This is a genomic window from Synechococcus sp. MVIR-18-1 (assembly GCF_014279835.1).
GTDB lineage: Bacteria > Cyanobacteriota > Cyanobacteriia > PCC-6307 > Cyanobiaceae > Synechococcus_C.
On record NZ_CP047942.1, the window covers coordinates 1,824,694 to 1,849,476 of the forward strand.

Annotated in this window: 29 protein-coding genes and 1 tRNA gene; 17 read left to right on the forward strand and 13 right to left on the reverse strand. The window is 55.2% G+C overall.

Annotation, left to right across the window (positions count from 1 at the left end; all coding sequences use genetic code 11):
* Positions 1-9: 9 nt before the first annotated feature.
* Positions 10-744: a twin-arginine translocase subunit TatC gene (gene tatC, locus SynMVIR181_RS09855; RefSeq protein WP_186525601.1), complete on the forward strand. Its 735-nt coding sequence runs from the start codon at positions 10-12 to the stop codon at positions 742-744.
* Here tatC and SynMVIR181_RS09860 read toward each other — a convergent pair.
* A complete protein-coding gene (locus tag SynMVIR181_RS09860; RefSeq protein ID WP_186589118.1) occupies positions 695-1,063 on the reverse strand; it encodes a DUF3067 family protein in 369 nt (122 codons plus the stop codon). The genes tatC and SynMVIR181_RS09860 overlap by 50 nt on opposite strands.
* Before the next feature lie 82 nt (positions 1,064-1,145).
* On the opposite strand from SynMVIR181_RS09860, the gene petC reads away from it, so the two are divergent.
* The 6 genes from petC (at position 1,146) to SynMVIR181_RS09890 (ending at position 5,313) form a co-directional block, all read left to right on the forward strand.
* A complete protein-coding gene (petC, locus tag SynMVIR181_RS09865) occupies positions 1,146-1,682 on the forward strand; it encodes a cytochrome b6-f complex iron-sulfur subunit (protein ID WP_186589119.1) in 537 nt (178 codons plus the stop codon).
* 43 nt (positions 1,683-1,725) lie between these two features.
* Complete coding sequence (petA, locus tag SynMVIR181_RS09870; RefSeq protein WP_186590612.1) at positions 1,726-2,658, forward strand: cytochrome f; 933 nt, start codon at positions 1,726-1,728, stop codon at positions 2,656-2,658.
* Between the two features lie 5 nt (positions 2,659-2,663).
* Complete coding sequence (lgt, locus tag SynMVIR181_RS09875) at positions 2,664-3,530, forward strand: prolipoprotein diacylglyceryl transferase (protein ID WP_370593844.1); 867 nt, start codon at positions 2,664-2,666, stop codon at positions 3,528-3,530.
* Positions 3,527-4,282 carry a precorrin-4 C(11)-methyltransferase gene (cobM, locus tag SynMVIR181_RS09880; protein ID WP_186523701.1) on the forward strand — a complete coding sequence of 252 codons (756 nt, stop codon included), beginning with the start codon at positions 3,527-3,529 and terminating at the stop codon, positions 4,280-4,282. The genes lgt and cobM overlap by 4 nt, the downstream gene beginning before the upstream one ends.
* A 39-nt stretch (positions 4,283-4,321) precedes the next feature.
* Positions 4,322-4,393: transfer RNA gene (locus tag SynMVIR181_RS09885), tRNA-Val, on the forward strand.
* 110 nt (positions 4,394-4,503) lie between these two features.
* Complete coding sequence (locus tag SynMVIR181_RS09890) at positions 4,504-5,313, forward strand: helix-turn-helix domain-containing protein (protein WP_186589120.1); 810 nt, start codon at positions 4,504-4,506, stop codon at positions 5,311-5,313.
* Here SynMVIR181_RS09890 and SynMVIR181_RS09895 read toward each other — a convergent pair.
* Positions 5,297-6,907, reverse strand: a complete 1,611-nt coding sequence (locus SynMVIR181_RS09895; protein WP_186589121.1) for a Ppx/GppA phosphatase family protein — start codon at positions 6,905-6,907, stop codon at positions 5,297-5,299. The two genes, SynMVIR181_RS09890 and SynMVIR181_RS09895, sit on opposite strands and share 17 nt — an antisense overlap.
* A 101-nt stretch (positions 6,908-7,008) precedes the next feature.
* On the opposite strand from SynMVIR181_RS09895, the gene SynMVIR181_RS09900 reads away from it, so the two are divergent.
* The gene (locus tag SynMVIR181_RS09900; RefSeq protein ID WP_186590614.1) at positions 7,009-7,896 is read left to right on the forward strand and encodes a 4-hydroxybenzoate polyprenyltransferase; all 888 of its coding nucleotides are present in this window, start codon (positions 7,009-7,011) and stop codon (positions 7,894-7,896) included.
* Positions 7,896-8,828: an LD-carboxypeptidase gene (locus tag SynMVIR181_RS09905; protein WP_186589122.1), complete on the forward strand. Its 933-nt coding sequence runs from the start codon at positions 7,896-7,898 to the stop codon at positions 8,826-8,828. The genes SynMVIR181_RS09900 and SynMVIR181_RS09905 overlap by 1 nt, the downstream gene beginning before the upstream one ends.
* Here the strand turns inward: SynMVIR181_RS09905 and ispD are convergent.
* Positions 8,788-9,465, reverse strand: a complete 678-nt coding sequence (gene ispD, locus SynMVIR181_RS09910) for a 2-C-methyl-D-erythritol 4-phosphate cytidylyltransferase (RefSeq protein ID WP_186589123.1) — start codon at positions 9,463-9,465, stop codon at positions 8,788-8,790. The genes SynMVIR181_RS09905 and ispD overlap by 41 nt on opposite strands.
* A gap of 72 nt (positions 9,466-9,537) precedes the next feature.
* Here ispD and SynMVIR181_RS09915 point away from each other — a divergent pair, with 72 nt between their 5' ends.
* The 3 genes from SynMVIR181_RS09915 (at position 9,538) to fabG (ending at position 12,291) form a co-directional block, all read left to right on the forward strand.
* Entirely contained in the window at positions 9,538-10,368 is an 831-nt protein-coding gene (locus SynMVIR181_RS09915) for a glycosyltransferase family 9 protein (protein ID WP_186589124.1), read from the forward strand.
* Positions 10,368-11,474: a TrkA family potassium uptake protein gene (locus SynMVIR181_RS09920; protein WP_255444249.1), complete on the forward strand. Its 1,107-nt coding sequence runs from the start codon at positions 10,368-10,370 to the stop codon at positions 11,472-11,474. Before SynMVIR181_RS09915 ends, SynMVIR181_RS09920 begins: the two co-directional genes overlap by 1 nt.
* 64 nt (positions 11,475-11,538) lie before the next feature.
* Complete coding sequence (gene fabG, locus SynMVIR181_RS09925; protein WP_186589125.1) at positions 11,539-12,291, forward strand: 3-oxoacyl-[acyl-carrier-protein] reductase; 753 nt, start codon at positions 11,539-11,541, stop codon at positions 12,289-12,291.
* Positions 12,292-12,294: 3 nt separating this feature from the next.
* Here the strand turns inward: fabG and SynMVIR181_RS09930 are convergent, their stop codons facing one another.
* Entirely contained in the window at positions 12,295-12,438 is a 144-nt protein-coding gene (locus tag SynMVIR181_RS09930; RefSeq protein WP_186525734.1) for a hypothetical protein, read from the reverse strand.
* A gap of 151 nt (positions 12,439-12,589) precedes the next feature.
* Between SynMVIR181_RS09930 and groL the strand changes: the two genes are divergently transcribed.
* A complete protein-coding gene (gene groL / locus SynMVIR181_RS09935; RefSeq protein ID WP_186589126.1) occupies positions 12,590-14,251 on the forward strand; it encodes a chaperonin GroEL in 1,662 nt (553 codons plus the stop codon).
* Between the two features lie 18 nt (positions 14,252-14,269).
* Here the strand turns inward: groL and SynMVIR181_RS09940 are convergent, their stop codons facing one another.
* Genes SynMVIR181_RS09940 through SynMVIR181_RS09970 form a run of 7 tightly spaced genes read right to left on the reverse strand, consistent with a single transcriptional unit; the run spans position 14,270 to position 19,507 of the window.
* On the reverse strand, positions 14,270-14,452 hold the full coding sequence (locus tag SynMVIR181_RS09940) for a hypothetical protein (protein ID WP_186589127.1): 183 nt from the start codon (positions 14,450-14,452) through the stop codon (positions 14,270-14,272).
* Positions 14,453-14,470: 18 nt separating this feature from the next.
* Positions 14,471-15,172 carry an N-acetylmannosamine-6-phosphate 2-epimerase gene (locus tag SynMVIR181_RS09945; RefSeq protein WP_186589128.1) on the reverse strand — a complete coding sequence of 234 codons (702 nt, stop codon included), beginning with the start codon at positions 15,170-15,172 and terminating at the stop codon, positions 14,471-14,473.
* A gap of 5 nt (positions 15,173-15,177) precedes the next feature.
* Complete coding sequence (locus SynMVIR181_RS09950) at positions 15,178-15,627, reverse strand: hypothetical protein (RefSeq protein WP_186589129.1); 450 nt, start codon at positions 15,625-15,627, stop codon at positions 15,178-15,180.
* 4 nt (positions 15,628-15,631) lie between these two features.
* Positions 15,632-16,489, reverse strand: a complete 858-nt coding sequence (locus tag SynMVIR181_RS09955; protein WP_186523691.1) for an ABC transporter permease — start codon at positions 16,487-16,489, stop codon at positions 15,632-15,634.
* 39 nt (positions 16,490-16,528) lie between these two features.
* The gene (locus tag SynMVIR181_RS09960; RefSeq protein ID WP_186589130.1) at positions 16,529-17,542 is read right to left on the reverse strand and encodes an ATP-binding cassette domain-containing protein; all 1,014 of its coding nucleotides are present in this window, start codon (positions 17,540-17,542) and stop codon (positions 16,529-16,531) included.
* A gap of 29 nt (positions 17,543-17,571) precedes the next feature.
* Positions 17,572-18,555 carry a heme o synthase gene (locus SynMVIR181_RS09965; RefSeq protein ID WP_370593897.1) on the reverse strand — a complete coding sequence of 328 codons (984 nt, stop codon included), beginning with the start codon at positions 18,553-18,555 and terminating at the stop codon, positions 17,572-17,574.
* 19 nt (positions 18,556-18,574) lie between these two features.
* Positions 18,575-19,507 carry a heme A synthase gene (locus tag SynMVIR181_RS09970; protein WP_186589132.1) on the reverse strand — a complete coding sequence of 311 codons (933 nt, stop codon included), beginning with the start codon at positions 19,505-19,507 and terminating at the stop codon, positions 18,575-18,577.
* Positions 19,508-19,736: 229 nt separating this feature from the next.
* Here SynMVIR181_RS09970 and SynMVIR181_RS09975 point away from each other — a divergent pair, with 229 nt between their 5' ends.
* The 4 genes from SynMVIR181_RS09975 (at position 19,737) to SynMVIR181_RS09990 (ending at position 23,331) form a co-directional block, all read left to right on the forward strand.
* Positions 19,737-20,561, forward strand: coding sequence for a cytochrome c oxidase subunit II (locus tag SynMVIR181_RS09975; protein ID WP_186589133.1), 825 nt, complete (start codon positions 19,737-19,739; stop codon positions 20,559-20,561).
* A complete protein-coding gene (ctaD, locus tag SynMVIR181_RS09980; protein WP_186589134.1) occupies positions 20,558-22,222 on the forward strand; it encodes a cytochrome c oxidase subunit I in 1,665 nt (554 codons plus the stop codon). Before SynMVIR181_RS09975 ends, ctaD begins: the two co-directional genes overlap by 4 nt.
* Positions 22,219-22,821 carry a cytochrome c oxidase subunit 3 gene (locus tag SynMVIR181_RS09985; protein ID WP_186589135.1) on the forward strand — a complete coding sequence of 201 codons (603 nt, stop codon included), beginning with the start codon at positions 22,219-22,221 and terminating at the stop codon, positions 22,819-22,821. The genes ctaD and SynMVIR181_RS09985 overlap by 4 nt, the downstream gene beginning before the upstream one ends.
* Positions 22,822-22,917: 96 nt before the next feature.
* Positions 22,918-23,331, forward strand: a complete 414-nt coding sequence (locus tag SynMVIR181_RS09990) for an AbrB family transcriptional regulator (protein WP_186589136.1) — start codon at positions 22,918-22,920, stop codon at positions 23,329-23,331.
* 49 nt (positions 23,332-23,380) lie between these two features.
* Here the strand turns inward: SynMVIR181_RS09990 and SynMVIR181_RS09995 are convergent, their stop codons facing one another.
* Both SynMVIR181_RS09995 and SynMVIR181_RS10000 read right to left on the reverse strand, forming a co-directional pair.
* Positions 23,381-23,971, reverse strand: a complete 591-nt coding sequence (locus SynMVIR181_RS09995; protein ID WP_186589137.1) for an HdeD family acid-resistance protein — start codon at positions 23,969-23,971, stop codon at positions 23,381-23,383.
* Between the two features lie 112 nt (positions 23,972-24,083).
* The gene (locus SynMVIR181_RS10000) at positions 24,084-24,746 is read right to left on the reverse strand and encodes a riboflavin synthase (protein ID WP_186589138.1); all 663 of its coding nucleotides are present in this window, start codon (positions 24,744-24,746) and stop codon (positions 24,084-24,086) included.
* Positions 24,747-24,783 lie beyond the last annotated feature (37 nt).

Genomic DNA, 24,783 nt, shown 5'->3' on the forward strand with positions numbered 1-24,783 from the left:
GATGTGGAAATGTCTTTGGTGGATCACCTGGAGGAGCTTCGTCAGCGTGTTTTTCGCAGCCTGATTGCGATTGTGCTCGGTGCTTTGGCATGCCTTCTCGCCGTGAAACCCCTGGTGAGGCTCTTGGAGGAACCAGCGGGATCGATTCGATTTCTTCAGTTGGCGCCTGGAGAATTCCTGTTCGTTTCGTTCAAGGTTGCCGGTTACGCAGGGCTCACCTTGGCGATTCCTTACGTTTTGTATCAAGGCTTGGCCTTCGTTTTGCCCGGTCTCACGCGGAATGAGCGTCGTCTCATCGCTCCCGCTGTGGCGGGTTCAGCAGTGCTGTTTTTCGCAGGAATTGCTTTTTCTTGGTGGGCACTCATCCCTGCGGCCCTTGGTTTCTTGGTGAGCTATGGGGCTGATGTGGTGGAGCCGATTTGGTCGATCGAGCGCTACCTCGATTTTGTGCTTCTGCTGATGCTCTCCACAGGACTGGCGTTTCAGTTGCCCGTTCTGCAGTTGTTGCTTGGGTTGTTTGGGTTGGTCCGTTGGAAGCGGATGCTCTCGGCCTGGCGTTGGGTCGTATTGATTGCTGCGCTGGCAGGCGCCGTGCTGACCCCATCCACTGATCCGATCACGATGTCGTTGCTAGCCGGTGCGATTTCAGGCTTGTTTTTTGTTGGCGTTGCTCTCGTTGCGGCCGTTGAACGGTTCAGACCAGAAACTCCTCCAGGCGCCCCTCCCCCTGCAGCTGCAGGCTGAGGGCTTTCCCGAGTCGGGGACGGTCTCGCGTGTCGGTTAACCACGAACGCACGGCGCCTGCTTGACCTAGCCGATTCACCACGTCCAAGACTTGGGCTAGATGGGTGCGGTACTCCTCCTCGTTTAAAGGAAAGGATTGCTGCTCCAGATAGGCCCACATCACCTGGAGATACATCCGCTTGCGCCTTACAACGAGTTGCATGTCGTAGCTGGCTTGCCAGCGCTCCCGCAGCAGATCGATCACCTCATCGACTGTCAATGGAGGGATGGATTGTTCGATGGGTGGGTCTACAAGCACGGAAACGGCTGAGTGGATCATGTAAAAGTCCAGTCGTCGCAAAGCTTGACGGGACCTTTACCCTCCATAATGGACCTCATTAAGTGTCGATTGAGCGTCAGCTATGACTCAGATCCCAGCCAGTGATGTGCCCGGTATGGGCCGTAGGCAGTTCATGAATCTGCTGACCTTCGGATCCGTCACAGGCGTGGCCCTGGGTGCGCTTTATCCGGTGGCGAATTACTTCATCCCGCCCAGAGCTGCCGGGGGTGGTGGTGGAACCACTGCCAAAGACGAGCTCGGTAATGCCGTTACGGCTAGCGGTTGGTTGAGTAGCCACGGAGAGGGTGATCGCAGTCTTGTCCAAGGCTTGAAAGGTGATCCCACCTACTTGATTGTTGAAGGCTCTGACGCGATTGGGAGCTACGGCATTAATGCCATTTGCACTCACCTGGGATGTGTCGTGCCCTGGAACAGTGGTGCTAACAAATTCATGTGCCCTTGCCACGGCAGTCAGTACGACGCCACAGGCAAGGTGGTTCGCGGCCCCGCACCTCTGTCTTTGGCGTTGGCCAATGTCAGCGTTGACAACGACAACGTGTTTGTCAGCCAATGGACTGAAACCGATTTCCGGACGGGCGAAAAGCCCTGGTGGTCCTGATCAGCCCCTCCTTTTTGCTGTCTCTCCCCTACCTCGCTTTCCCATGCGTCGCCTGCTCTCTTCCACTTTTGCCGCACTGATCGTCGGCCTTGCTGTCTTCAGTGCACCCGCTGCAAGTTGGGCCTATCCCTTCTGGGCACAACAAAATTACGATTCTCCCCGAGAGGCCACTGGCAAGATCGTTTGTGCGAACTGCCACCTGGCCCAAAAGCTCACTCAGGCAGAAGTTCCCCAGTCCGTGCTGCCTGACAGCGTCTTCAAGGCAGTTGTCAAGATCCCTTACGACACCGGCGTTCAAGAACTCGGTGCTGATGGCAGTCAGGTCCCCCTCCAAGTGGGGGCTGTTGTGATGCTTCCTGATGGTTTCACGCTGGCTCCTCAGGATCGCTGGACCGATGAGATCAAGGAAGAAACAGAGGGTGTTTATTTCAGCGAGTACAGCGATGACCAACCCAACATCATTTTGGTTGGTCCGATTCCTGGTGACGAGCATCAGGAGATTGTCTTCCCAGTGCTGGCCCCTGATCCTGCAACCGATAGCAGCATCAGTTTTGGTAAGTACTCCATCCACGTTGGTGGCAACCGCGGCCGCGGCCAGGTGTACCCAACCGGTGAAAAGAGCAACAACACCGTCTATACGGCGCCGGCCTCAGGCTCGGTTAGTTCCATTGAGCCTGGTGACAATGGGGCAAGCCTGGTCACCGTGACGTCTGCTGATGGTTCTGAAATCACAGAGACCGTTCCAGTGGGCCCCGCCCTTCTGGTCTCTGTTGGCGATGTCGTTGAAGCTGGTGCTCCAATCACTGACGATCCCAATGTTGGTGGATTCGGTCAGCTTGATACAGAAGTCGTTCTGCAAAATCCTGTTCGCATCTACGGCATGCTTGCGTTCTTCGCAGCAGTTGCTTTGGCTCAGATCATGCTGGTTCTGAAAAAGAGGCAGATTGAGAAGGTTCAAGCTGCAGAAGGCGTCTGATCGAGGTGATCATTCCCGCTGTATTTACATCACCTGGGCCCGTGCTTTTTCAGCTCGGGCCTATTACTTTGCGCTGGTACGGGCTGCTTATTGCACTTGCCGTGCTCATTGGCCTCAATTTATCGAGTTGGTTGGCTAAGCAAAGAAATCTCGAATCGGGATTGATTAGCGATCTTCTCCCCATTCTTGTGTTGGCTGCCATTATCGGCGCGCGTCTCTACTACGTGGCCTTTGAATGGCGCTCCTATCAAAACTCCTGGTGGGATGTATTTGCGATTTGGCAAGGGGGAATTGCGATCCATGGTGCATTGATCGGGGGCACGATCGCTGTGATTTTGTTCTGTCGTTGGCGGAGAGTCCCCTTTTGGGATCTGCTCGATGTTTTGGTTCCATCCGTGATTCTTGGCCAAACAATCGGTCGCTGGGGAAATTTTTTCAATTCAGAAGCTTTTGGGGTTCCCACCCAATTGCCTTGGAAATTATTCATTCCTTATTCAAGCCGTCCTCAGATATTCGCTGATTCAGAATTCTTTCATCCCACATTCCTTTATGAATCGATTTGGAATTTGGTGGTCTTTATGTTGTTGATAACGTTGTTTCGATTGGGGCGTAGCGGGCGACTTTCCCTCCCGTCGGGAGCTCTAAGTTGCTTTTATCTGCTCTCTTACAGCCTTGGTCGTATCTGGATTGAGGGTCTGCGCATTGACCCGCTTTGTTTAGGTGGTGTTCCCCCATTTTGTGACGGTGGTTTGAGGATTGCTCAGTTGATGAGCCTCTCGTTGCTGCTGCTTGCGGGCTTTGGTTTGTTTTGGCTATACGGGAAACGAAAGTCTTTGCCTGATCCAGGCTTACGCACCCCAGGTACTTCATGACCACAGTGTCGATCGTCGGTGCAGGGCCCGGAGCTCCTGATCTTTTAACGCGACGTGCTGAGAACCGGTTGCAGTCTGCTCAGGTTTTGATTTGGACAGACTCCTTGGTTTCGCCTCAGATTGCGGCTCTAGCTCCTGATCACTGCGAAACGATCCGAAGCAGCACGCTCACGCTTGAGGATGTGCTCCCACTGATGATTGATCGTGCCAAAAAAGGCCTGCAGGTTGTTCGTCTTCATGACGGTGATCCCTGCCTGTATGGAGCGCTTTCAGAGCAAATTTGTGGCTTAAACGATGCTGGGATCTCTGTCGATGTGGTTCCAGGAATCAGCGCTTATCAGGCAACCGCTTCAGCTTTAGGGGCTGAACTCACGATTCCTGGGCTCGTTCAGACCATTGTTTTAGGGAGGGCTGGTGGCCGCACTGGGGTTCCGGAAACGGAGAGTTTGGAGAATCTTGCTCGCCTCAAGGCATCGCTCTGCCTCTACCTCAGTGCTCGCCATGTTGAGGAGGTACAAGCAACATTGTTGAAGCATTATTCGCCTGATACACCGGTTGCGATCGGTCACCGTGTGAGTTGGCCCGATGAATGGCTGCAAGTCGTCCCGCTGGAGCGCATGGCGGCGATCTCTCGAGAGCGAAATCTGATCCGGACCACGCTTTATGTCGTAAGTCCAGCGTTGAAGGCAGGTCGCCAGCGCTCAAAGCTTTACTCGCCAGACCACGATCACCTATTCCGCCCTAGTCATTAAGTATCAGGCTTCCCCGTTGTGGTTTAAGATTTGCATTCGGGGCGATTAGCACAGTGGTAGCGCACTTCCTTCACACGGAAGGGGTCACTGGTTCGAATCCAGTATCGCCCATTTTATTCTCTTGATTTCAAATTTACTTCGTTTATTGACGATGTGAAAATTTGATTTCTCTGACAGTTTGGCGAAACGCAACTAAAATTTCTTATCGGTAAATGCATGGAATGTCTGAAGTTAGGGACGCTATCGATCATTCAGACTCCCGTCAGGACGACCTCGCTTCACTTGGCCGAGTCTTAAGGGAAGAGCGGGAAAGGCAAGGGATGACTTGCCAAGCTTTTGCTGATTCGCTCCATATGGGGAAAGAGCAGCTTGCAGCGTTAGAAAATGGAGATCGGGACAACCTGCCAGAACCCGTTTTTATTTGCGCGATGCTGCGAAGAGTCGCGCAGAAATTGGGATTGGATCCCGCTCCATTGGTTCAACAATTCCAATCTCAGCTTCCTGAGATGAAGGGGGCGCCTGCAAAGCGTGTGAGTCGCGAGCGCTCCGGTTTTTCAGATCCAGCGCAAGGCAAGCAGGACTCCCAACCGAAGGGTCGCTGGATCAGCAGTGCAGCTGTGCTTTTGCTTCTTGTTGGAGTGACAGCGGTTAGCGCCATTGCATTTCGTGGCAACCGTCAGCAACAAGCAGCCGTGAGCACCGTGGCTGCGCAGGACCAACCTGTGCCTCAGCCCTCTCCAGCCAGAGACAACAATTCAGACATCAACGTTCCTGTTGATGGTGACAACAAGAGTTCAGGAGCGATTGTGCTTGTCAGTTCAAAACCGAGCTGGGTTTCTGTCCGCAATCGAAGCGGGGAGGTGATCTTTGAGGGCACTCTGAATGAACCGAAACGGTTTGAGGGCGAGCAGGGTCTAGAAGTCTTCGCGGGACGACCTGATTTGGTCCGATTTAGTTACGGGGATGACTCTCCTCGTGTCTTGGGCAGCATCGATCAGTTGCGTTGGTACCCCCTCACTCCTGAACCTTGAGCTTGAGATTTAAACCGGTGACCTCCTTGAGAATGGGGGCACAGCTTTCCATGCTCCACTGCTCGAGACTCAAATCCTGATCAGCCTGTTCTCCGACTAATTCCAGGACAAGATCTTCGTTTTTGACTTTGACCAGCAAGCTTTTGATCACCGGCTCTGGACGTCGATCGAGGGCAACCGCCAATCTGAGCAACAAGGCCATCTCTGAGACCGTGCGTCGATGATCACGGCTTTGAAGCGCTTGCCAAGACTCATGCCTTTTTTTGGGAAGGCTGCGGCGGTGATAGCGCGCGATGGCAGCCACCATCAAATGTTCCGCTTCTGAATAGCCCAGAAGCTCGCCATGGCGAATCAGATACCAGGAGTGCTTGTGATATGCGCTGAGATTGATGTGTTGGCCGCAGGCGTGAAGCATTGCTGCAGCCCATAGCAAGTCACGGCCTGAGCCATCATCACGATGCAGATGGTGTTTGGTGGAGTCATAAAGAGTGAGTGCATGGGAGGCCACACGCTCGGCTCGTTGTTGATTGACGGCAAAACGCTGCACCTGATGGATCACGGTGCGCTGTCGAATGCTGCTTTGAAAGCTGAAACGGTCTTCTAGTAGGCCCTGACGCAACATCCAATCAACGATGAGGCCTTCGCGGAGGGCTCGTTCACTCAGAACCAGCTCATTCACTCCCAACATCTGCATGCTGGTTTGCAGAATTAAGGCACCTGGAACAATGATCTCCGCGCGCCGATCATTGATGGGTGCCAGCGCTTTGCGTTGCTCCGGTGTCATCACCACCAAGCGATCCACAACCTTGTCGAGGCGTTGTTTGCTGACTCGATAGCCATGAAGCTTCAGCGGTGGGCGATTTTCCTCGCTGGCGGCCAGGGCTCCTATGGCCATCGCGGTGCCACTGGTGGCCACCATGACTGGGGTTTCTTCTGGGGTGATCCGTCTCAACACTTTGTTGACCGCAGGCTCTAATGAGCCTTGGATGAAGGCTTGAAGAAAGGTCCGACGCTGCGGGGGCATCGGGTCAGCTTCAACAAAATCCCGCTGGAGTCGCACCGCGCCAACCCTTGTGCTGGTAAGTGCTCGAGCATCACGACCATCCGCAAGGATCAACTCTGTGGATCCGCCGCCGATGTCCAGCACAAGATGCGGACAGTCTCCAAAAGGCATGCCTGAGAGCACGCCTAGGTAGATCAAACGAGCTTCTTCTGGTCCACTGACAAGATCAACTTCGAGATCAAACTGATTCTGAATTTCTTGTAAAAAGTCTCGACCATTCGGGGCTTCACGCACCGCGCTGGTGGCTGCGGTCACGATCTGTTCAACCTGATGACTTAGAGCGAGCTCGCGAAAACGACGCAACGCTTCGAGCCCGCGTTCTATGGCGGCCGCTGAGAGGTTGCCGGTCTCGGGATCTCTTTCACCTAGCCGAGTGGTTGACTTCTCAGCTAATTCGATGCTGAAGGTTCGTAGCTCAGGATCAACAGAGGCCACCAGAAGGTGGGTGGAATTGGTGCCGATATCAATCGCGGCAATCTTTCGCAAGGCTCGACCCTTTTGAACGCTCGGCCCTGCTGTCACTTGAAGCACCGTGCTGAAAGCCCATCCACTTTGCCCTAAACAGACAGCAAGAACCTCTGCTTAAGGTTCAACAACTGGAGTTCTTTTTGTCAGTCAGCTCCGCCAAGCGCATGTTGTTTTCTCAAACCCTGGCTCCATGGGTTGCCCTGTTGCGTTGGAACAAACCCAGCGGAAGACTGATTTTGCTGATTCCAGCAGGCTGGAGTCTCTGGCTTACTCCGAATGCACCGCCCTCAGCAACCCTCGTGGTGATGATCGTGCTTGGCGGCCTGGCGGTGAGTGGGGCTGGCTGTATTGCCAATGACTTATGGGATCGGCGCATCGATCGCAATGTGGAACGCACGAAGCAGCGTCCACTTGCGCAAGGAAGTTTGCGTGTTGGACAGGCCGTCGTTGCTTTGATCGTGCTGCTGATCATCAGTTTGATCGTGGTGCTGAGCTTGCCGAATTCCGTGCGCAACCTCTGCCTATTGCTGGCTTGTCTCGCCCTGCCGCCGATCTTGATCTATCCGTCCGCTAAGCGATGGTTTGCCTACCCCCAAGCGGTCTTGGCCTTGTGTTGGGGTTTCGCGGTGTTGATTCCTTGGGCCGCTCAAACCGGAGCTCTTAATGGGGGTTGGCCCTTGGCCGGTTGTTGGCTTGCCACCCTGCTTTGGACGTTTTCTTTTGACACGGTGTACGCGATGGCGGATCGTCCGGATGATGCCCGGATGGCTCTAAACAGCAGCGCACTGAGTCTTGGCTCGTCCGCATTGCGCGTGGTGGCTGTCACCTATGCGCTCTCGATGCTGGCCCTTGCTGTTGCCGCCTCCTTTGCAGGAATCGGAGTCATTTTCTGGCCGTTCTGGTTGGTGGTGGCCTTCGGGATGCAGCGTGCAACCCGAGCGCTCAAAAGCGTTCAGCAGCAGCCCATGTCGGCGTATGGCGTTCATTTCAGTCACCAGGTGCGCTTGGGCGCACTGTTGTTGTTGGGTTTCGTTCTCGGGCGGCTGGGTTGATGCACCACACCGAGCGGTCTGAGTGGTTGCTATCCCCTCTTCAGAGGGGTGATGAGGTGGCTGTCGTGGCCACCAGCTCTGCACTTGACAACACAGACAACCTTTTGCGAGGGATCTCGATCCTGGACAGCTGGGGATTGCGAATCCGTCCGGATGTGATCAGCCAAAGGCGCTGGGGCTATCTGGCCGGACGGGATGACGAACGTCGGAGTGATTTTCAAGCGGTTCCCAATGCACCCCTCTTGGCTTGCGCTCGCGGTGGTTGGGGCGCTGCCAGGCTGTTGGAACGCCCCTTCGTTTGGCAGCAAGGATGGTTGCTGGGCTTCTCAGATGTGACCGCCCTGCTCTGCGCTCGCATGGCAGCAGGTGTAAGCGGTGGGGTCCATGGGCCCTTAATTACGACCCTCGCCGATGAACCCGAGTGGAGCCAGCGGCGTCTGCATGATCTGCTCTTTGGCCATCCTCTGCCGGATCTTCAAGGGGTGTCTTGGCGGGGAGGCGTAGCGGTTGGCCCGTTGTTAACGCTGAATTTAACGGTGGCTTCCCATTTGATCGGGACTCCTTTCCTGCCGGATCTGAGTGGAGTTGTGTTGGTTATCGAAGACATCGGCGAAGCTCCCTATCGGATTGATCGCATGCTCACGCAGTGGCGATTAGCCGGACTGCTGCAATCGCTTGCCGGTCTTGGCTTCGGTCGATTCCTGGGCTGCGATCACGAGTCGGACTCGGGTGGTTTCAGCTTGGAGGAGGTGTTGCGAGAGCGCACTGCAGACTTGGAAATCCCGGTAGTGGCCAATCTGCTTGTGGGGCACGGCCCGGGGGGGAATGCAGCGTTGCCGGTTGGTGCGATCGCGACCCTCGATGGCGATCAGGGTGTCTTGAGCGTGGGGGCTAACCCTGGCGTTCAGCCAGCACCGCAGCAGCCACAGTGAGATCAAAAGGGGTCGTGACTTTGATATTGGAAGGACCAGCATCAAGAACGTTGACCGGCCATCCCAAGCGCTCGTAAAGGGAGGCGTCATCGGTGACAGTCCAGCCATTCGCGCGGGCCTCACGATGACCTTGGCGGAGTTCATCCACTGAGAAGGCTTGCGGAGTCTGGGCCGCCCACAGCTCTGCGCGATTCGGGGTCGCTGTGATCAGGCCTGATTCGTCCACTTGTTTAATCGTGTCGGTGACAGGGGTCGCTGCAATCACCGCCTTGCCGCCGCGAACGGCGTCTGAACAGCGGTTAAACAAGTCGGGTGAGGCGAGGCAGCGGGCTCCGTCATGGATCAACACGTGTTGTGCTTGGTTTGGTAGCCCGGCCAATCCCCGTTCGACTGACTCCTGACGGCTGTCTCCGCCGGCAATCCAAGCGACGGGTTTGGGAGCGCCTTCAACGAGAGCAAGAATCGCGGAACGGTCAATCTCCTGACCAATGATGCCGATCCAATCGATCGTCTCAGCTTCAAAAGCTGCTTGCAGTGTCCATGCCAGTACGGGTTGTCCTGAGAGCGGCAGCAGCAGCTTGTTGCGGGTTGCCCCCATCCGCCGCCCACTACCAGCGGCTGCGATCAACAGATGCATAAGCGACTCCTGTATTCAGCAACCTGAAACGGCCTCCATACAATCAGCTCGCACCACTTGTGCTGTTGTTTCATGCGCCTTCTCGTTTTAAGCCCAGGAACAGCTCAACAGCAGCTTGAGCGTATGCCTGCCATAGCAGCCTGTGCCAACGAGCTTGGAGCTTCGATCCAAGTGGCCTGTTCCCCTGTCTACCGATCGCTGTGGACGTTGCTGCCCTCGGTCGAAAAAATCATTCCCTTTGATTTTTCTGCAAGTTTGACCATGGCCGATTGGGCCAATCTTCTTGGCTCTGTCCGAGAACCTGATTTCCAGGTTTGCCTCAATTTTGCTGAAGGGCGGCAGGTGAACCTGATGCTGTCGATGAGCCATATCCCGACGCGGGTTTCAGAAGCTGGATTTGCTTCTACGGCTGTGGCCAGCCAGGCTGAAGGCTGGAGTGCGCAACGCCTTTCAGGATTTCTGGCTCCGATTGGTCTCAGCTTGGATGCCGGGGCATTTCGGATCAGCTTGCCTGCAGAGTTGATGAACAGCGCGCGCGAACGGCAGCCACAGGGAGATGGTCCGTTGTTGTTGCTCCAACCCGCGGCAACCCCGGGAGATTGGCCAGCAGAACGCTGGAAGCAATTGCCGCTCACCATCAAAGACAAGCTTCCAGGTTTGCGAACCATTCAGCTCGAAGACAACAGCGCGCTTTCAGAGAGAGCAGCTCAGATTGCCTGTGCCGACGTGGTGTTGACCAGTTGTGCTGTGACCAGTTTGTTGGCAGCATTTTGCGGAGTGCCATTGGTTGCACTGGGACTATCTGACGATCAACTGCCGGAGCGGGATGTGATTCGGCATCTTGGCGATGACGATCTCCGATCCCTCTCTGAAGCGGATGTGTTGCAGGCGATGGGCTTCTGATGAAGAGGCCACGACGGAGATCGCAACAACGCCGTCGGCTTCAGCGCTATCCCGCTCAGTTTTATCGCCCTCAGCTACGCCAGCTGGCCAGGCCATGGCTGTTACCCGTTGTCGCTCTAACCATCGTGATTTTGGGCGGGGCCATCGGGTACCGGATCACGGAGGGATGGGACTGGGGTGATTGCTTGTGGATGGTGCTAATCACGATCAGCACCATCGGTTACGGAGAAGTGGAGCCCCTCTCCCAGGCCGGACGGCTGGTGACGGTTTTGATCGTGGCAGGGGGCATCGTGGTGGTGCAGCTCTCGATTCAAAAGATTCTTGGCCTGACAGAATCTGGATACTTCCGCCAGCTGCGGGAATTGAGCTTTCGCCGAAAGCTGCGGCGTATGAACAACCATGTGATTCTTTGCGGGTATGGCCGCATTGGCCGGGAGATTGCCGAACAGCTGCTCCTGGAGACCGTTCCTGTGCTGGTTGTGGAGATGGATTCGGCTCGTCGGCAGGCGGCTGAGGAACGCGGTTTGCCCGTGCTCCAGGCTGACGCGACTCTCGATGAGACCCTTCTTGAGGCTGGACTCCATCGCTGTCGCAGCCTGGTGGCGGCTCTGCCTAGCGATGCCGCCAATCTGTATGTCACCCTCAGTGCCCGAGGCTTGGAGCCTGGATGCCGGCTCATCGCTCGTGCTGATAGCGAGGAAGCGGCAGCAAAGCTTGAACTTGCTGGAGCCACGGTTGTGGTGAGTCCCTACGTCGCTGGGGGCAGGGTGATGGCAGCAACAGCGCTTCGGCCTTTGGCGGTGGATTTTATGGACCTATTGTCTGGGTCTGAATTCGAAATTGAAGAATTTCGGTTAAGTCGTGATCCACTCCTTGTGGGTCATCTGGCTAGCAAGAGCTTGTCGGAGCTCCAGCTGGGCCGCCGCAGTGGGGCCATGGTGCTGGCCATCCGTGACGGCAGCGCATTAAAGGGAAATCCCAGCGGGGAAGAACGGCTTGGTCCTGGTCAACTTCTTGTGGTGATGGGCAGCCAGAAGCAGCTGGAGTTATTCCGCAATTTGCTGGGTGATGCCATCGACACGATTGAAACGATGCGGGGCGTCTAGCCGACCTTGATGACTGAAGGGGCAAACGATCCCTACGATCACACGATCGTAAAAACAAGCGTTCATGAGTTCATCCGCTTCTCTTGACGGTCAAATCGCCCTTGTCACCGGTGCAAGCCGTGGCATCGGTCGTGCAGTGGCCTTGGCTTTGGCCGGTGAGGGCGCAGAAGTGGTGGTGAATTACGCCAGTTCTCCAGACGCGGCTGAGGCAGTGGTTGCCGAGATTCAGGCCAATGGAGGCTCCGCTTATGCCCTCCAGGCCGACGTCGCCGATGAGGCTTCAGTCGAAGAGTTGTTCAAAACTGTGTTGACGCGTAGTGGACGCATTGACGTGCTGGTGAATAACGCGGGGATTACGCGGGACGGCTTGTTGATGAGGATGAAAACCGAGGATTGGCAGGCGGTGATCAATCTCAATCTCACCGGAGTCTTCCTCTGCACAAGGGCCGTGACACGCCCAATGTTGAAGCAGCGGAGTGGTCGCATCATCAACATCACCTCGGTGGTTGGGCTGATGGGCAACGCCGGACAAGCCAATTACGCAGCAGCCAAAGCCGGCGTTGTGGGACTCACGCGAAGCAGCGCGAAAGAGATGGCGAGCCGGGGAATCACGGTGAATGCTGTTGCACCTGGCTTCATTGCCACCGATATGACAAAAGATCTTGAGGCGGACGCCATCCTTTCCGCTATTCCTTTGGGACGGTTTGGGACCCCAGATCAGGTGGCTGGAACCGTGAGGTTCTTAGCTGCTGACCCCGCTGCCGCCTACATCACGGGACAGGTGCTGCAGGTGGACGGTGGGATGGTGATGAGTTGATGTTCAGCTTTGGAGAGGCTGACCAAGCTCCTCTCTTAAGCGGCGAATGCGCTGAAGCAACTTCAATCTCCGACTGCGATCCGTCGCTGTGAGATAAATGCGCAATGGCACATAGACCAATGTCATGGTTGCCGCGGTCGCAGACATGAAAACGAAGAACAGCGCGCCGGAATCCTTCATTCCTAAACATTAACGAGCCCCTTTGCGCTGTTGGTCGATGGATTCGGCTTTCCCCACTTCCGAGAGGAGTGGGTGGTCGTAGACGCTGGAGGGGATTGACCCTCGGGCTTAGTTCACTATGGCCAAACTTCTCAGCTTCTCGAACGAATCACGGGAGTCCCTCGAACGAGGCATGAATGCTCTTGCTGATGCCGTTCGGGTCACGATCGGACCTCGTGGCCGCAATGTGGTGCTCGAGAAGTCCTACGGCTCGCCCGACATCGTCAATGACGGTGACACGATCGCCAAAGAAATCGAACTTGCAGATCCGTTCGAAAACATTGGCGCCAAGCTGATCCAACAGGTGGCGTCCAAGACCAAGGACAAAGCAGGAGATGGCACCACAACGGCCACCGTGCTCGCCCAGGCGATGGTCGAGGAGGGGCTTCGTAACACAGCTGCTGGTGCCAGTCCGATCGAACTGCGCCGGGGCATGGAAAAAGCTGTGGCTGCAGTGGTGACGAGCCTGAATCAGCGCAGTCAGTCCGTGAGCGGAGATGCGATTCGCCAGGTCGCCACGGTGAGTTCCGGCGGTGATGAAGAGGTGGGTCGCATGGTTGCCGAGGCCATGGACAGGGTGAGCTTTGACGGTGTGATCACCGTTGAGGAGTCCAAGTCTTTGGCCACTGAGCTTGAAGTGACAGAGGGCATGGCCTTCGATCGCGGCTACAGCTCCCCCTACTTCGTCACCGATGGTGACCGCCAGATTTGTGAATTCGAGAATGCGTTACTGCTGCTCACCGATCGCAAGATCAGCTCGGTGACCGATTTGGTGCCGGTGTTGGAAACGGTTCAGAAATCAGGCTCCCCTTTGGTCATTTTGGCTGAAGAAGTGGATGGGGAAGCCCTCGCAACCCTGGTCGTTAATAAGAACCGAGGGGTGCTGCAGGTGGCTGCAGTGCGCGCCCCATCGTTTGGCGAGCGTCGTAAGGCGGCTCTTGCTGACATCGCAGTGCTCACTGGTGGTCAAGTCATCAGTGAAGACAGGGCGATGACCCTCGACAAGGTGACGATGGAGGACCTAGGACGGGCACGCCGGATCACGATCAGCAAGGACAGCACCACGATCGTGGCTAGTGATGACAGCAAAGATGCCGTCAGCGACCGCGTTGCCTCGATCAGGCGCGAGCTCGAGAACACGGATTCGGAGTACGACCAAGAGAAACTCAACGAGCGCATCGCCAAGCTCGCTGGAGGAGTGGCCGTCATCAAGGTTGGCGCCCCGACAGAGACGGAACTCAAAAACCGCAAGCTACGCATCGAGGATGCTCTCAATGCCACCCGTGCCGCTGTGGAGGAAGGCATTGTTGCTGGAGGTGGATCCACCCTTCTGCACATCGCCTCAGAACTCGATGTCCTGGCCTCTGGGTTGGAAGGTGATCAAAAGACTGGGGTGGAAATCGTTCAGCGTGCCCTGAGCGCTCCCCTGCGTCAGATCGCTGAAAATGCAGGCTCTAACGGTGATGTGGTGGTGGATCGCGTCCGTAATAGCGGACAGGGGTTCAACGCGCTCACCGGAACCTATGAAGACCTGATGAGTGCCGGAATTCTGGATGCATCCAAGGTGGTTCGTCTTGCGCTTCAGGATGCGGTCTCGATTGCATCGCTGGTGGTGACCACTGAAGTTGTGGTCGCAGATAAGCCTGAGCCCCCTGCTCCTGCAGGTGGCGGTGGTGACCCCATGGGCGGTATGGGAGGGATGGATCCCATGGGCGGCATGGGCGGTATGGGAATGATGTAATTCCAGGATTGGGATCCCTTAAAGGGATCCCACCAGTCGAGCGTGGATTCGGCACACCGATAAAGCTTCACGGGGCGGCTGGCTGCACAGTCTCCCCAACTCTCGATTAAGGGCCTGTAGTTCTGTCATCGGCAACCCTGCAATGGGCAGTCCGAAGAAGGCACCGCTGAGGACGACAGGAAACGCAAATTTAAGCAACATGCCTGAGTCTTGTGAGACTCACCCACTCTGCCTGTTCAAGGTCTTGAGGTATTCGGCCACTTGGAGGTCGACGCCAGTAATCGCCGTGCCAACGACAACGAGATCGGCTCCATGCTCAAGGGCCTGGGACGCTGAATCTGGCGACTTGATGCCCCCCTCACAAATCAACGTCACTTGGTCGGAAAGTTGCGCTCTCAAAGGCGAGATCAATCCGTAGCCGGGGGGATTTAGTTGTGCTGTTTGCTCTGTATATCCATAGAGGGTGGTGCCCACCCATTCGCATCCCAGTGATGCCGCGATCAAGCCGTTCTCGATGGAGTCCACATCGGCCATGAGTGGTGCTCCAAGGTCTTCTTTTGACCTTTGAATAAGTGCAGCAAGGTCGTCCTTCCCTGGCCTTTGGCGCGCCGTGGCATCGAGGGCGATGACGTCAGCACCGGCTGCCCAGACCGCTTGAATGTCGTCCCAGCGAGGAGTGATGTAGACCGAGCTCTCTGGAAAGGTGCGCTTCCATAGGCCAATGATCAGGGCGTTAGGACAGCGGTTGCGTACAGCTCCGATGTGCTCTGGGCTCTCGAGGCGCACACCAGTTGCTCCGTTGCGAAGACTGGCTTCAGCCATGGCCGCAATCACATCGGGATGCCGCATGGGAGATCCTTCTGGAGCCTGAACGGATACGATCAAACCACCCTGAAGTTGGGTGCGGGATGGGACGGGCATAGTCCTCAGGATGCCTGTAGATCTTGGACTGCTGAGGACGCCACCATCCAGCGACGAAAGCGCTGAGCACCGAGTGCAATCGGAGGTGGTGCGACTGCGAGTGGCGGATTGGAAGAACGATCAGCTAAGTCTTCAATCACCCCAGTTTCATCTTCATTGGAGTCACTCGGAAGGGGTGCCACGTGTAGGACCCGTGTCTCGGCTGCGACGGTTGGATCACTAACGATGGACAACCCTTGGATCTTTGGCTCCTCCTCTGAAGGCATGGGAGAGGGGAGAACGTCCGGGGTGGCTTCTACCGTTCGCTGGGGAAGAGAGCTCACCCCATAGCGATGCACCCACTGCAGTTCTAATTGCGCGATCAGGGAGATTTCTCTTAATTCATTGGCGACCAGCAAGCGACGTTGCAGGTCTAATTGGCGGGGGTTCAGGGGCTGAAACGAAGAGACAGACACGGAATCAAGAGAGTTTTCGATTGAGCAGTGGTCGGATGAGGAGAAACAGTCCCACGGTGAGCCCGGTCAAGACCAACAAGCAGGTCTGTCCCGTGACTGATCCGTAGGGTGCATCCAAAAGAACCAGTGAAAGATCGAGAGGGCCTGCATAGGCTGCTCGAATTGGTTCTATCGCGAAGGTAAGGGGATTTAGGGCTGCTAGCCAGCCCATCCACACAGGCATAAAGCTGAGAGGTGCTAACGCGGTGCTTGCAAAGAGCAGAGGAAGATTGGCGACAAAGATCACCGCAATTAACTCAATGTGACCAGGCAAGGCAAAGGCCAAACCCAGACTTAAGGCCGTAACGGCAAACACCAACAGCAGCAGGGTGAATAGAACGAGCAACAGACCACCAGCTCCAGGCCATCCATAGCCGAGCAATGCCGCTGTCACCATGATCGCCAAACTCTGCACGAGGCTCAACGTGGTGATGAAAATCACCGAAGCGAAGACAATCGAACTTCGACTTCTTAATGGCGCAACAAGAAGTCGGTTGAGAAAGCCAAATTCGCGGTCAAACATGACCGGAAGCCCTGCATTGAGTGCACCGCTGAAGGCTGTGAACACAATCACTCCAGCCCCCAGAAAACGCCCGTAGCTCATGCCGCCGGGCAATAGACCCTCTGGAGCCTTAGAGAACAGAGCTCCAAACAAAATCAACCAGATCAGTGGCTGTAGAACGCCGGCAATCAGCGTGGATGGACGCCGTTTGAGCTGCACGAAGAGGCGACGCGTTAGAGCCGTCGTTTCCTGGATGATCTCGGTCAAAGCTCCTCTGGAGGACGCTTGACTCGCATCGATCTGAAGAAGGGGTGTGGTCATGGGGCGCACTGATGGAAATCGGATGGTGAAAGCAGGTCGTTACCGCATGGCTTGCTTGCGCTCTTGCTTCGGATCACGCTGACCGGCAATGGCCAGCTCGGCATCCATCAGGGTTCGTCCTGTGGCCTGAAGGTAAACATCGTCAAGACTGGGCCTGCTTTGGGCCAGTGCAAACACGGGAAGCCCTGCTTCTTCTAAACAAAGGCGAAGTCGAGGAAGAACCTGTTCTCCATCCACCACAAGGTTCAGAGAGTGGCCCTGCGAACGATTAATCACAATGTTTTGGACGCCATCAAGGGGTTGAAGCAAGTCGCGAATGGTCTCTGCTTCCTGCTCGTTGCTGAACTCACGCACACGCAAGGTGACCCGATCTCCTCCCAAACGTTTCTTGAGTTCGTTTGGAGTTCCCTCTGCAATCACCGTTCCGGCATCAATAATCGCCATTCGATCTGCGAGTGCTTCCACTTCCTCGAGATAATGGGTGCTGAGCAAGACCGTTGTGCCCTGGTCCCTCAAGTCACGGAGCACGTTCCAGATCACGGCTCGACTTTCGATGTCAAGTCCGACGGTGGGCTCATCGAGGATGAGGAGTTGGGGGCGATGTAAGAGGCCAGCCGCTAGGTCAAGTCGACGACGCATGCCTCCGGAATAGGTACCGCATCGACGGTCGATCCAGGGATCCATGCCCAACATCTCGATCAGCTCGTCGATCCGCTGATTCCTCTGCTTCGGTCGTAAGTGATAGAGGTCGCCTTGAAGTTCAAGGAGCTCTCGCCCGGTGAGGATTTTGTCAATCGCTACCTCTTGAGCGACGTAACCAATCAGGCGTCGAATGTCCCGTTGGTCCTTCAAGGCATCTAGACCAGCAATGCGGACATCGCCAAGATCTGGAGCCAGCAGAGTGGCAAGAATTCTCAGTGTTGTGGTTTTGCCAGCACCATTCGGTCCCAGCAAGCCATACAGGCATCCTTCAGGGACTTGCAAGCTCAAGTCCCTGAGCGCTGGAATCGTCCCGTAAGACTTTTCCAGGTGATCGAGCACGATCAGGGACATGGAACCGTCCTCAAGCGAGAGTAAAGAATCTAGGAAGCGACAGGAAGAAATCCGCCCGCGAGGATGTCAATGACGGCCCTCACTTGCAGATCAAACTGAGCGGAACCAGACATTCGGCTCATGACAAGCAAGAGACAGATTCCGAACAGATAAAGGATTGACCAACGAAACAACCCCTTGGCGCGATCTCGATTGTTGGGTTCAGCAGCGAGACGCTCCACCATCTGCAAAAGGCGACCGTTGAAGGGAAGGATTAGCAGCCCATACAAGGCACCACCTTCCGGTAAGGCCCAAATGCCTAAAAAGCTCAGCACGATCGTGGCCCATCCGTAGCGTCGAATCGCCCTCGTGGTGACTAAAGGCCCTTTGACGACTGGGAGCATTGGAATCCCAACGGCGCGATAGTCGTCATGCAAAAGCAGGGCTAGTGCCCAGAAGTGGGCTGGAGTCCACACCATCACAAGCGCGAAAAGCCACCATCCACCTAGGCCGATGTGGCCTGTTGCTGCAGCCGCTCCAACCAGGGGTGGGATGGCGCCAGCAACACCGCCAACCACGATGTTTTGTGTGGTGCGGGGCTTAAGAAGTGCGGTGTAAAGCAGGACATAACTGCAGAGCCCTAAAAGGGAGAGTCCAGCCGCAAGGCAATTCACCCCGCTCACAAGAAGAGCAGCTGCAGCGAGCGTGCAGGACACTGCCCCAATAAAGGCCGCGGACGGAGACAACCGTCCAGAGGGAAGTGCTCGACCGCTTGTGCGCAGCATGCGTCCGTCTAGCTCTTGCTCCCACAAACAGTTGAGAACTCCTGCTGCGGCTGCCGCTAACGCACCACCACCAAGGGTGCATGCCAGCCTTGGTGACGAGAGGGGCCAGCCTTCTGTGAGCGCCATGCCTCCCAGCGTGGTGGCGAGGAGAAGAGGGATCAGCCTTGGTTTGGCAACCTCAAGCCAGGGGGGAAGTTTGATTCTCTTGCGAGATGGCACCACCTCCTCTCTTGTGAGGGATGGGGGCATTGGAGCAACGGAAGCTGAACTAGCCATGACAGGGCTCCAGGGTTGAAGAATCGCGAGCGATCGTGAGAGGGGAGTCGGTTGCTGAGGGGCGTCTCCAGGTGAGAGCCGCGAGAACGGCCACGAGCAGACAGGCAACGAGTTGATGACACACGGTCACCGCGGGCTGACTCAGACCAAGCCGCAAGGTGAAAACACCCAAAGCAATCTGTGTTGAGACCAGGAGGATGGCTGTGATGAGCAGAGGCCATTGCTGACGAGCCCAGCCGCCGGCGATCAGAGCTGTGGTAACGAACAGCAAAACGCAGACGGCCGCTGGGGTTGCTGCACTGCGATGCCAATGGAGCCATTGGCAGGATTGACCCTCCTGTAAGCAGCGTTGGGCTGCCCATGAAGTTGCCATCCGTCCTCCGAGAAGGCACTGGCCTGAAACGGCTGCAAGGCTGATTCCGCCGAGCAAGGGCCACCAGCGAGGTGCTGCAGATCGTTTGGATCCTGAGTGCAGCAGTCTTTGTGTCAGTGCACTCATCCCAATGACCAAGGTCAGAGCCAGAACGAGATGGGCTGTGACTACCGCGGAGGGGAGCAGTTGAAGCACGGTCAGAGCACCAAGACCGCCCTGAAGAACCACTAAGAGAACCAACAGGAACGACAGCGGCAGCAACCATCGGGGTAAGTCCTTCCTCCAGAACCAGGCGGCACCGAGTTGGACCAGCAGCGCGATGCCTACAACAAAAGCATCAAGGCGGTGAAACCACTCCAAGAACACCTTGAGATTCATCTGGCGCCCGGGCAGAAGGCTTCCGTAACAAAGAGGCCAATCAGGACAGGCCAGCCCTGCCTCCATCACACGGGTTGCGCCTCCAATCACCACAAGGGCAATCAGAGCCACGACCAGGTGAGCAGAGAGCTGCGCTAGACGCAAACGAATCGGAACTGTTGCCGATGAAGTCAACGACTGTTCCTCCTAATCGCATGGTTTATTTTTGTAAACTAGCGATTTGATCTCAAACGGCACCCTAATTACAGGTCTCCAACATTTTTAAGATCGCCAACATCTCCCTTTGCTGACAACAACGCCCTAAAACAGCTTTGCTAGCAGGAACTACAGGCTGCTTTAACAATCACGGCATGAAGAAGGGCTGGGATCTCCATAGTCTGATGAGACATGTACCAGGAGTTTCGTGCCTATCCCCTCGGCAATTATCACTCTTGCACTGGGAATGATCCTTGTGCTTGGTGGGTTGTGGATTGGCCAAAACATCAACCTCCTTCCTGTTGATGCCAGCGTCAACGCACCCATCTACGACGAACTGTTTCGTGTTCTGTTCAGCATCGGAACGATTTTGTTCGTAGGAATCGTTGGGGTGGTTGTGTTCAGCCTTGTTCGTTTCCGCCGCAAACCTGGACAGATTGGTGACGGGATTGCACTGGAAGGCAATTTGCCTCTTGAGATCTTTTGGACGGCTGTCCCGGCCATTGTTGTGCTGTTTGTGGGCTTATTCAGCTACGACATCTACGAGCGAATGGGAGGAATGGTTCCCCTCGGTCATGGTGGACACGGCGATTCTCAAGCCACTGAGGAGAGGGTATGGGGAGGCATTGGCACGGCAGGGGCGATGCAAGCCAGTTCTGAAATGGCGATATCGCCTCTTCCAGTTGAGGTCACTGCGATGCAATTTGCCTTCCTATTCCACTACCCAGATGGCGACATTATTTCTGGAGAATTGCATGTTCCATCAGGACGACCTATTTCATTGAAAATGGAGGCTAAAGATGTGATCCATGCGTTCTGGGTTCCAGAATTCAGGCTCAAGCAAGACATCATTCCAGGCCAGCCAACATTGCTTAATTTCACTCCCACTCGCCCAGGGAGGTATCCAGTTGTTTGCGCTGAACTCTGCGGCCCATATCACGGTGGTATGCGCTCCACGGTGGTGGTTGAGTCGGCCGATGACTACGACGCCTGGTTCCAAGCCAATCGCAAGCTCCCTGTATCTGAGGCATGACACTTACTCTTCCGCAGCAAAGCAAACCCCCCTCGTTGCAACCCACTGGGTGGCTTCGCTATCTCAGTTTTAGCGTCGATCACAAAGTGATCGGACTTCAATATCTTGTTTGTGGCTTTGCTTTTTACCTCATTGGTGGTGCCCTTGCTGGCGCTATCCGTACAGAGCTGACCAGTCCCGTGTCAGATTTTATGCCACGGGAGGTTTACAACCAGGTGCTTACCTTGCATGGCACTGTGATGATCTTTCTTTGGATTGTCCCAGTCGTCAATGGTGCCTTTGGAAATTATCTGATTCCGTTTTATGTCGGGGCCAGGGACATGGCTTTCCCAAGGCTAAATGCAGTTGCTTTTTGGCTGATTCCGCCTGCTGGTTTACTCCTGATCACCAGTTACTTTATTACCGGTGCAGCTCAGTCGGGTTGGACAGCCTATCCACCACTCAGTCTTACAACTCCTGCGACTGGTCAGATTATTTGGATCCTGAGCGTTTTATTGCTTGGGGGTAGTTCAATTTTTGGTGGTATTAACTTTATAGCCACCATTCTGAAATTGCGTCGGCCTGGCTTGAAGCTGATGCAATTGCCGATGTACTGCTGGGCCATGCTTGGAACGAGCATTCTTGTGGTTCTTTCGACACCTGTTCTTGCTGGTACTTTGATTCTTCTGAGCTTTGATATCGTTGCGCACACGGGATTCTTTAATCCAGGAATGGGTGGAAACGTTGTTGTTTATCAGCACCTCTTCTGGTTTTACTCTCATCCAGCCGTCTACATCATGGTGTTGCCGGCATTTGGTTTGGTGAGTGAAATTCTTCCGATTCATTGTCGGAAACCACTTTTTGGATACACCACGATGGTGTATTCGATCATGGCGATCGTTGTTCTTGGGCTTGTTGTTTGGGCCCATCACATGTTTACCAGTGGTACGCCTCCATGGATGCGTCTGTTTTTCACAATCGCAACGGCCTTTATTGCTGTTCCGACTGGCATTAAATTCTTTAACTGGATAGCTACTTTGTGGGGAGGAAAAATCAGCCTTAATAGTGCAATCCTGTTCTCTTGCGGTTTTATTGTCAACTTTGTTTTGGGTGGGATTACTGGAGTGGCACTAGCTCAAGTGCCCTTTGATGTCCACGTTCATGACACCTACTTCGTCGTTGCTCATTTCCATTACATCGTTTATGGAGGATCGGTTTTTGTGATCTTCGCGTCTGTTTATCACTGGTTCCCGAAAGTGACCGGCAGGATGATGGATGAAAATCTCGGACGTTTTCACTTCTTGCTGACGTTTATAGGATTCAATCTTTGCTTTGCCCCCCAGCATTGGCTTGGCCTCAATGGCATGCCTAGGCGTGTTGCTGAATACGATCCGCAATTTGCATTTGTGAATCAGATCAGCAGTGTTGGCGCTCTGCTGATGGCCCTAAGCACCCTGCCCTTCCTATGGAACGTGTTCGCAAGTGCACGCTCTGGTGAGATTGCTGGAGATAACCCTTGGCGTGCCTTGACCCCTGAATGGTTGACCAGCTCTCCACCTCCTGTAGAGAACTGGAAAGGTGAACCTCCTTTGGTCACGCACCCCTATGGGTATGGAATCCCTGCAGACCAGATCGATTTGAAAGATGCCAGTGGCAGTGATTTATGGAGCAACGGCCGATGACTTCCCTATCCCCTAAAGACCAAGCAGTTGAAATTCAAGAGCATCACGAAGAAAGCCACCCCGACCACCGCATGTTTGGCCTAGCCACCTTCTTGGTGGCTGACGCGATGACATTTGCAGGCTTTTTTGCCGCTTATCTCACGTTTAAGGCTGTTAATCCCCTCCTGCCTGGTGCTGTGTATGAGTTGGAGCTTCCTCTCCCCACGCTGAACACCATTCTCTTGCTTGTTAGTAGTGCCACCTTTCATCGCGCTGGTGTCAATCTGCGCCGCAGTGACATGCAACGCTGCAGGCGCTGGTTACTGCTGACAGCCATTTTGGGCTTGGCCTTTTTGGTGAGTCAGATGGTGGAGTATTTCACCTTGCCATTTGGGTTGACTGACAACCTTTACGCCAGCACTTTCTATGCTCTCACTGGATTCCACGGTCTGCATGTGACCCTGGGCGCCCTAATGATTCTGATTGTGTGGTGGCAATGTCGCACTCCTGAGGGGCGCGTCACCGCCGATAATCACTTCCCCCTTGAAGCGGCAGAGCTCTATTGGCACTTCGTTGACGGCATCTGGGTTGTCTTATTTGTGATTCTGTATCTCATCTGAGCGAGCTTGATCGCTAATGCCTCTTATGTGCTTTCGATACTTTTGTTGCTTCATAAGAGAGTTATGGCCAGAATCAAAGCAAATTTCTTGAGTTAGATGCTCACTGGCCAGGAATTGCTGAACAGGGCCCGGTCACTCAGCAATCGCTCTGAAGACGAAATTGCGCGGGGATGCGGGTATGTCGGTCCCAGTGGTCGCGTGCTGCGCAAGGGCTTTTACAAAGCCTTAGTGGAAGCGAAGGGTTACAAGCTGCCCTCGTCCAGTTCTAGTGGCGGGGGTGGAACCAGAGGTCGCCAAGCCGAATTCAAGACCCGCGTTCATGGGAATGGAAATCTGCTGATCGGTCATGCCTATACCCGTCGTCTTGGCCTAGAGCCCGGTCAAGAGTTTCGGATTGAGCTGCGTCAAGACTCCCGCTCCATTTGGCTTCTCCCCATGAATAACGAGGAGCTCAAGGTTGCAGAGGTGGGCTCTGAGCCGGATCAAGACACAAACAAGGACCCAAGTTGAAGCTCGGGCCCTTGTGCTCACTGGTGTTTAGACGCTGACTGCGAGCTGATCAGGCAGCAGCTGGTGGTTCTTGATCGTTGTGAATGGTTGAGCTCAAGGCAATCAGATCGATGCCGCTGAATAGGAAGCTGATGCCTACGAGTACGCCCAGGACCCAAAGCAAGCCCCAGAACTTCAAAGTCACGATCAGGAGCCCAAGGATGAAGGTGATGACTCCATTGGCAATCGCCCAGCCCGCTCCAGGACGGTTGCTATGAGATAGGCCGTTGAAAAAGGCCACAACACCCTCTACAAGAAAAACGATTCCGATCGCTAGCGATAGCGTTGCGACCTGTTCCGCAGCGTCTGCAGGACTTCGGAAATTGCTGATCATCGAAGCACCCGCAACGATGAACAAGGTTGAAACCACTAGTCGCCAGAAGCAAATCCAGCGCCCCATGCGTTTGGAGCGGGCCAGATTGCTGATCCAACCCACCACGCCTCCAACGAGAAAGACAACGGCGATCACTCCAGTGACCCATACGGATGCAATCACCGGAAAAATCAGGGAGAGAACGCCCAAGATGATCAGCAGAATGCCTTCGGCAATGGCGAAAGCTTTAAAGGTCCCAACGGAATCGGGACGATCGTCAGCGGTCATGAATTGTGTAACAGAGACAACTCTCGCAAGGTATTGATTCCCAGAAGCGCTGACCCGGTTTTGTGATGTTCCCTCAGCTCCAACCCTCAGCTCCAACCCTCAGCTCCAACCCTCAGCTCCAACCGTGAGAGGCAAGCCATTCAGAGCTCAGAGAGCTGTGGTTCCCAGCGGTGGAGGCTGTTCCCTCCTGCGCATGGCCGAGCAAGCGTTCCGTATAGCGAGCGAGAAGATCGATTTCTAAATTCACTTCATCCCCTGGCGCGAGATCGCGCAATGCCGTGGCCATCCAGGTGTGAGGAATGACGGCGATCCAAAATTGCGCGCCTTTATCGGCAGACCCCGCCACTGTGAGGCTGATGCCATTGACGGCAACACTGGCTTTTTCACAGATGTACCGGCCATAGGCGGCATCTCGCCAGCGCAGCGCAAGTTTCCAGGATTGGCTGAGGGCTTCGATGCCCACCACCTCGCCAATGCTGTCGACATGACCACTGACGAGATGTCCGCCAAGGCGATCGGACAAGCGGAGGGCTGGCTCCAAATTGACCGAACCGCCAGAAGTGGATTTGCGTCCGAGTGTGCTGCGCTGCAGCGTTTCCTCGCTGACATTGGCCAGAAATCCATCACCGACCAATTCCGCCACCGTGAGACAGACGCCATCAACGGCAACGCTGTCTCCCAGCTGGAGGGGAGCGAACGGAGCGCAGCCACTCACGACAAGGCCACTGCCGCGGCGCTCAATCCGACCAACAGCTTGGACCAGACCCGTGAACATGCTGTGCTTTCAGCGTGAGTTCACTGGTCATAATCGA

Bases quoted from the DNA above. Each gene is read 5' to 3' on its own strand.
- tatC (WP_186525601.1), top strand. From the start codon at position 10: ATGTCTTTGGTGGATCACCTGGAGGAGCTTCGTCAGCGTGTTTTTCGC.
- SynMVIR181_RS09860 (WP_186589118.1), bottom strand. From the start codon at position 1,063: ATGATCCACTCAGCCGTTTCCGTGCTTGTAGACCCACCCATCGAACAA.
- petC (WP_186589119.1), top strand. From the start codon at position 1,146: ATGACTCAGATCCCAGCCAGTGATGTGCCCGGTATGGGCCGTAGGCAG.
- petA (WP_186590612.1), top strand. From the start codon at position 1,726: ATGCGTCGCCTGCTCTCTTCCACTTTTGCCGCACTGATCGTCGGCCTT.
- cobM (WP_186523701.1), top strand. From the start codon at position 3,527: ATGACCACAGTGTCGATCGTCGGTGCAGGGCCCGGAGCTCCTGATCTT.
- SynMVIR181_RS09890 (WP_186589120.1), top strand. From the start codon at position 4,504: ATGTCTGAAGTTAGGGACGCTATCGATCATTCAGACTCCCGTCAGGAC.
- SynMVIR181_RS09900 (WP_186590614.1), top strand. From the start codon at position 7,009: ATGTTGTTTTCTCAAACCCTGGCTCCATGGGTTGCCCTGTTGCGTTGG.
- SynMVIR181_RS09905 (WP_186589122.1), top strand. From the start codon at position 7,896: ATGCACCACACCGAGCGGTCTGAGTGGTTGCTATCCCCTCTTCAGAGG.
- ispD (WP_186589123.1), bottom strand. From the start codon at position 9,465: ATGCATCTGTTGATCGCAGCCGCTGGTAGTGGGCGGCGGATGGGGGCA.
- SynMVIR181_RS09915 (WP_186589124.1), top strand. From the start codon at position 9,538: ATGCGCCTTCTCGTTTTAAGCCCAGGAACAGCTCAACAGCAGCTTGAG.
- SynMVIR181_RS09920 (WP_255444249.1), top strand. From the start codon at position 10,368: ATGAAGAGGCCACGACGGAGATCGCAACAACGCCGTCGGCTTCAGCGC.
- fabG (WP_186589125.1), top strand. From the start codon at position 11,539: ATGAGTTCATCCGCTTCTCTTGACGGTCAAATCGCCCTTGTCACCGGT.
- SynMVIR181_RS09930 (WP_186525734.1), bottom strand. From the start codon at position 12,438: ATGTCTGCGACCGCGGCAACCATGACATTGGTCTATGTGCCATTGCGC.
- groL (WP_186589126.1), top strand. From the start codon at position 12,590: ATGGCCAAACTTCTCAGCTTCTCGAACGAATCACGGGAGTCCCTCGAA.
- SynMVIR181_RS09940 (WP_186589127.1), bottom strand. From the start codon at position 14,452: ATGTTGCTTAAATTTGCGTTTCCTGTCGTCCTCAGCGGTGCCTTCTTC.
- SynMVIR181_RS09945 (WP_186589128.1), bottom strand. From the start codon at position 15,172: ATGCCCGTCCCATCCCGCACCCAACTTCAGGGTGGTTTGATCGTATCC.
- SynMVIR181_RS09955 (WP_186523691.1), bottom strand. From the start codon at position 16,489: ATGACCACACCCCTTCTTCAGATCGATGCGAGTCAAGCGTCCTCCAGA.
- SynMVIR181_RS09960 (WP_186589130.1), bottom strand. From the start codon at position 17,542: ATGTCCCTGATCGTGCTCGATCACCTGGAAAAGTCTTACGGGACGATT.
- SynMVIR181_RS09965 (WP_370593897.1), bottom strand. From the start codon at position 18,555: ATGCCCCCATCCCTCACAAGAGAGGAGGTGGTGCCATCTCGCAAGAGA.
- ctaD (WP_186589134.1), top strand. From the start codon at position 20,558: ATGACACTTACTCTTCCGCAGCAAAGCAAACCCCCCTCGTTGCAACCC.
- SynMVIR181_RS09985 (WP_186589135.1), top strand. From the start codon at position 22,219: ATGACTTCCCTATCCCCTAAAGACCAAGCAGTTGAAATTCAAGAGCAT.
- SynMVIR181_RS09990 (WP_186589136.1), top strand. From the start codon at position 22,918: ATGCTCACTGGCCAGGAATTGCTGAACAGGGCCCGGTCACTCAGCAAT.
- SynMVIR181_RS09995 (WP_186589137.1), bottom strand. From the start codon at position 23,971: ATGACCGCTGACGATCGTCCCGATTCCGTTGGGACCTTTAAAGCTTTC.
- SynMVIR181_RS10000 (WP_186589138.1), bottom strand. From the start codon at position 24,746: ATGTTCACGGGTCTGGTCCAAGCTGTTGGTCGGATTGAGCGCCGCGGC.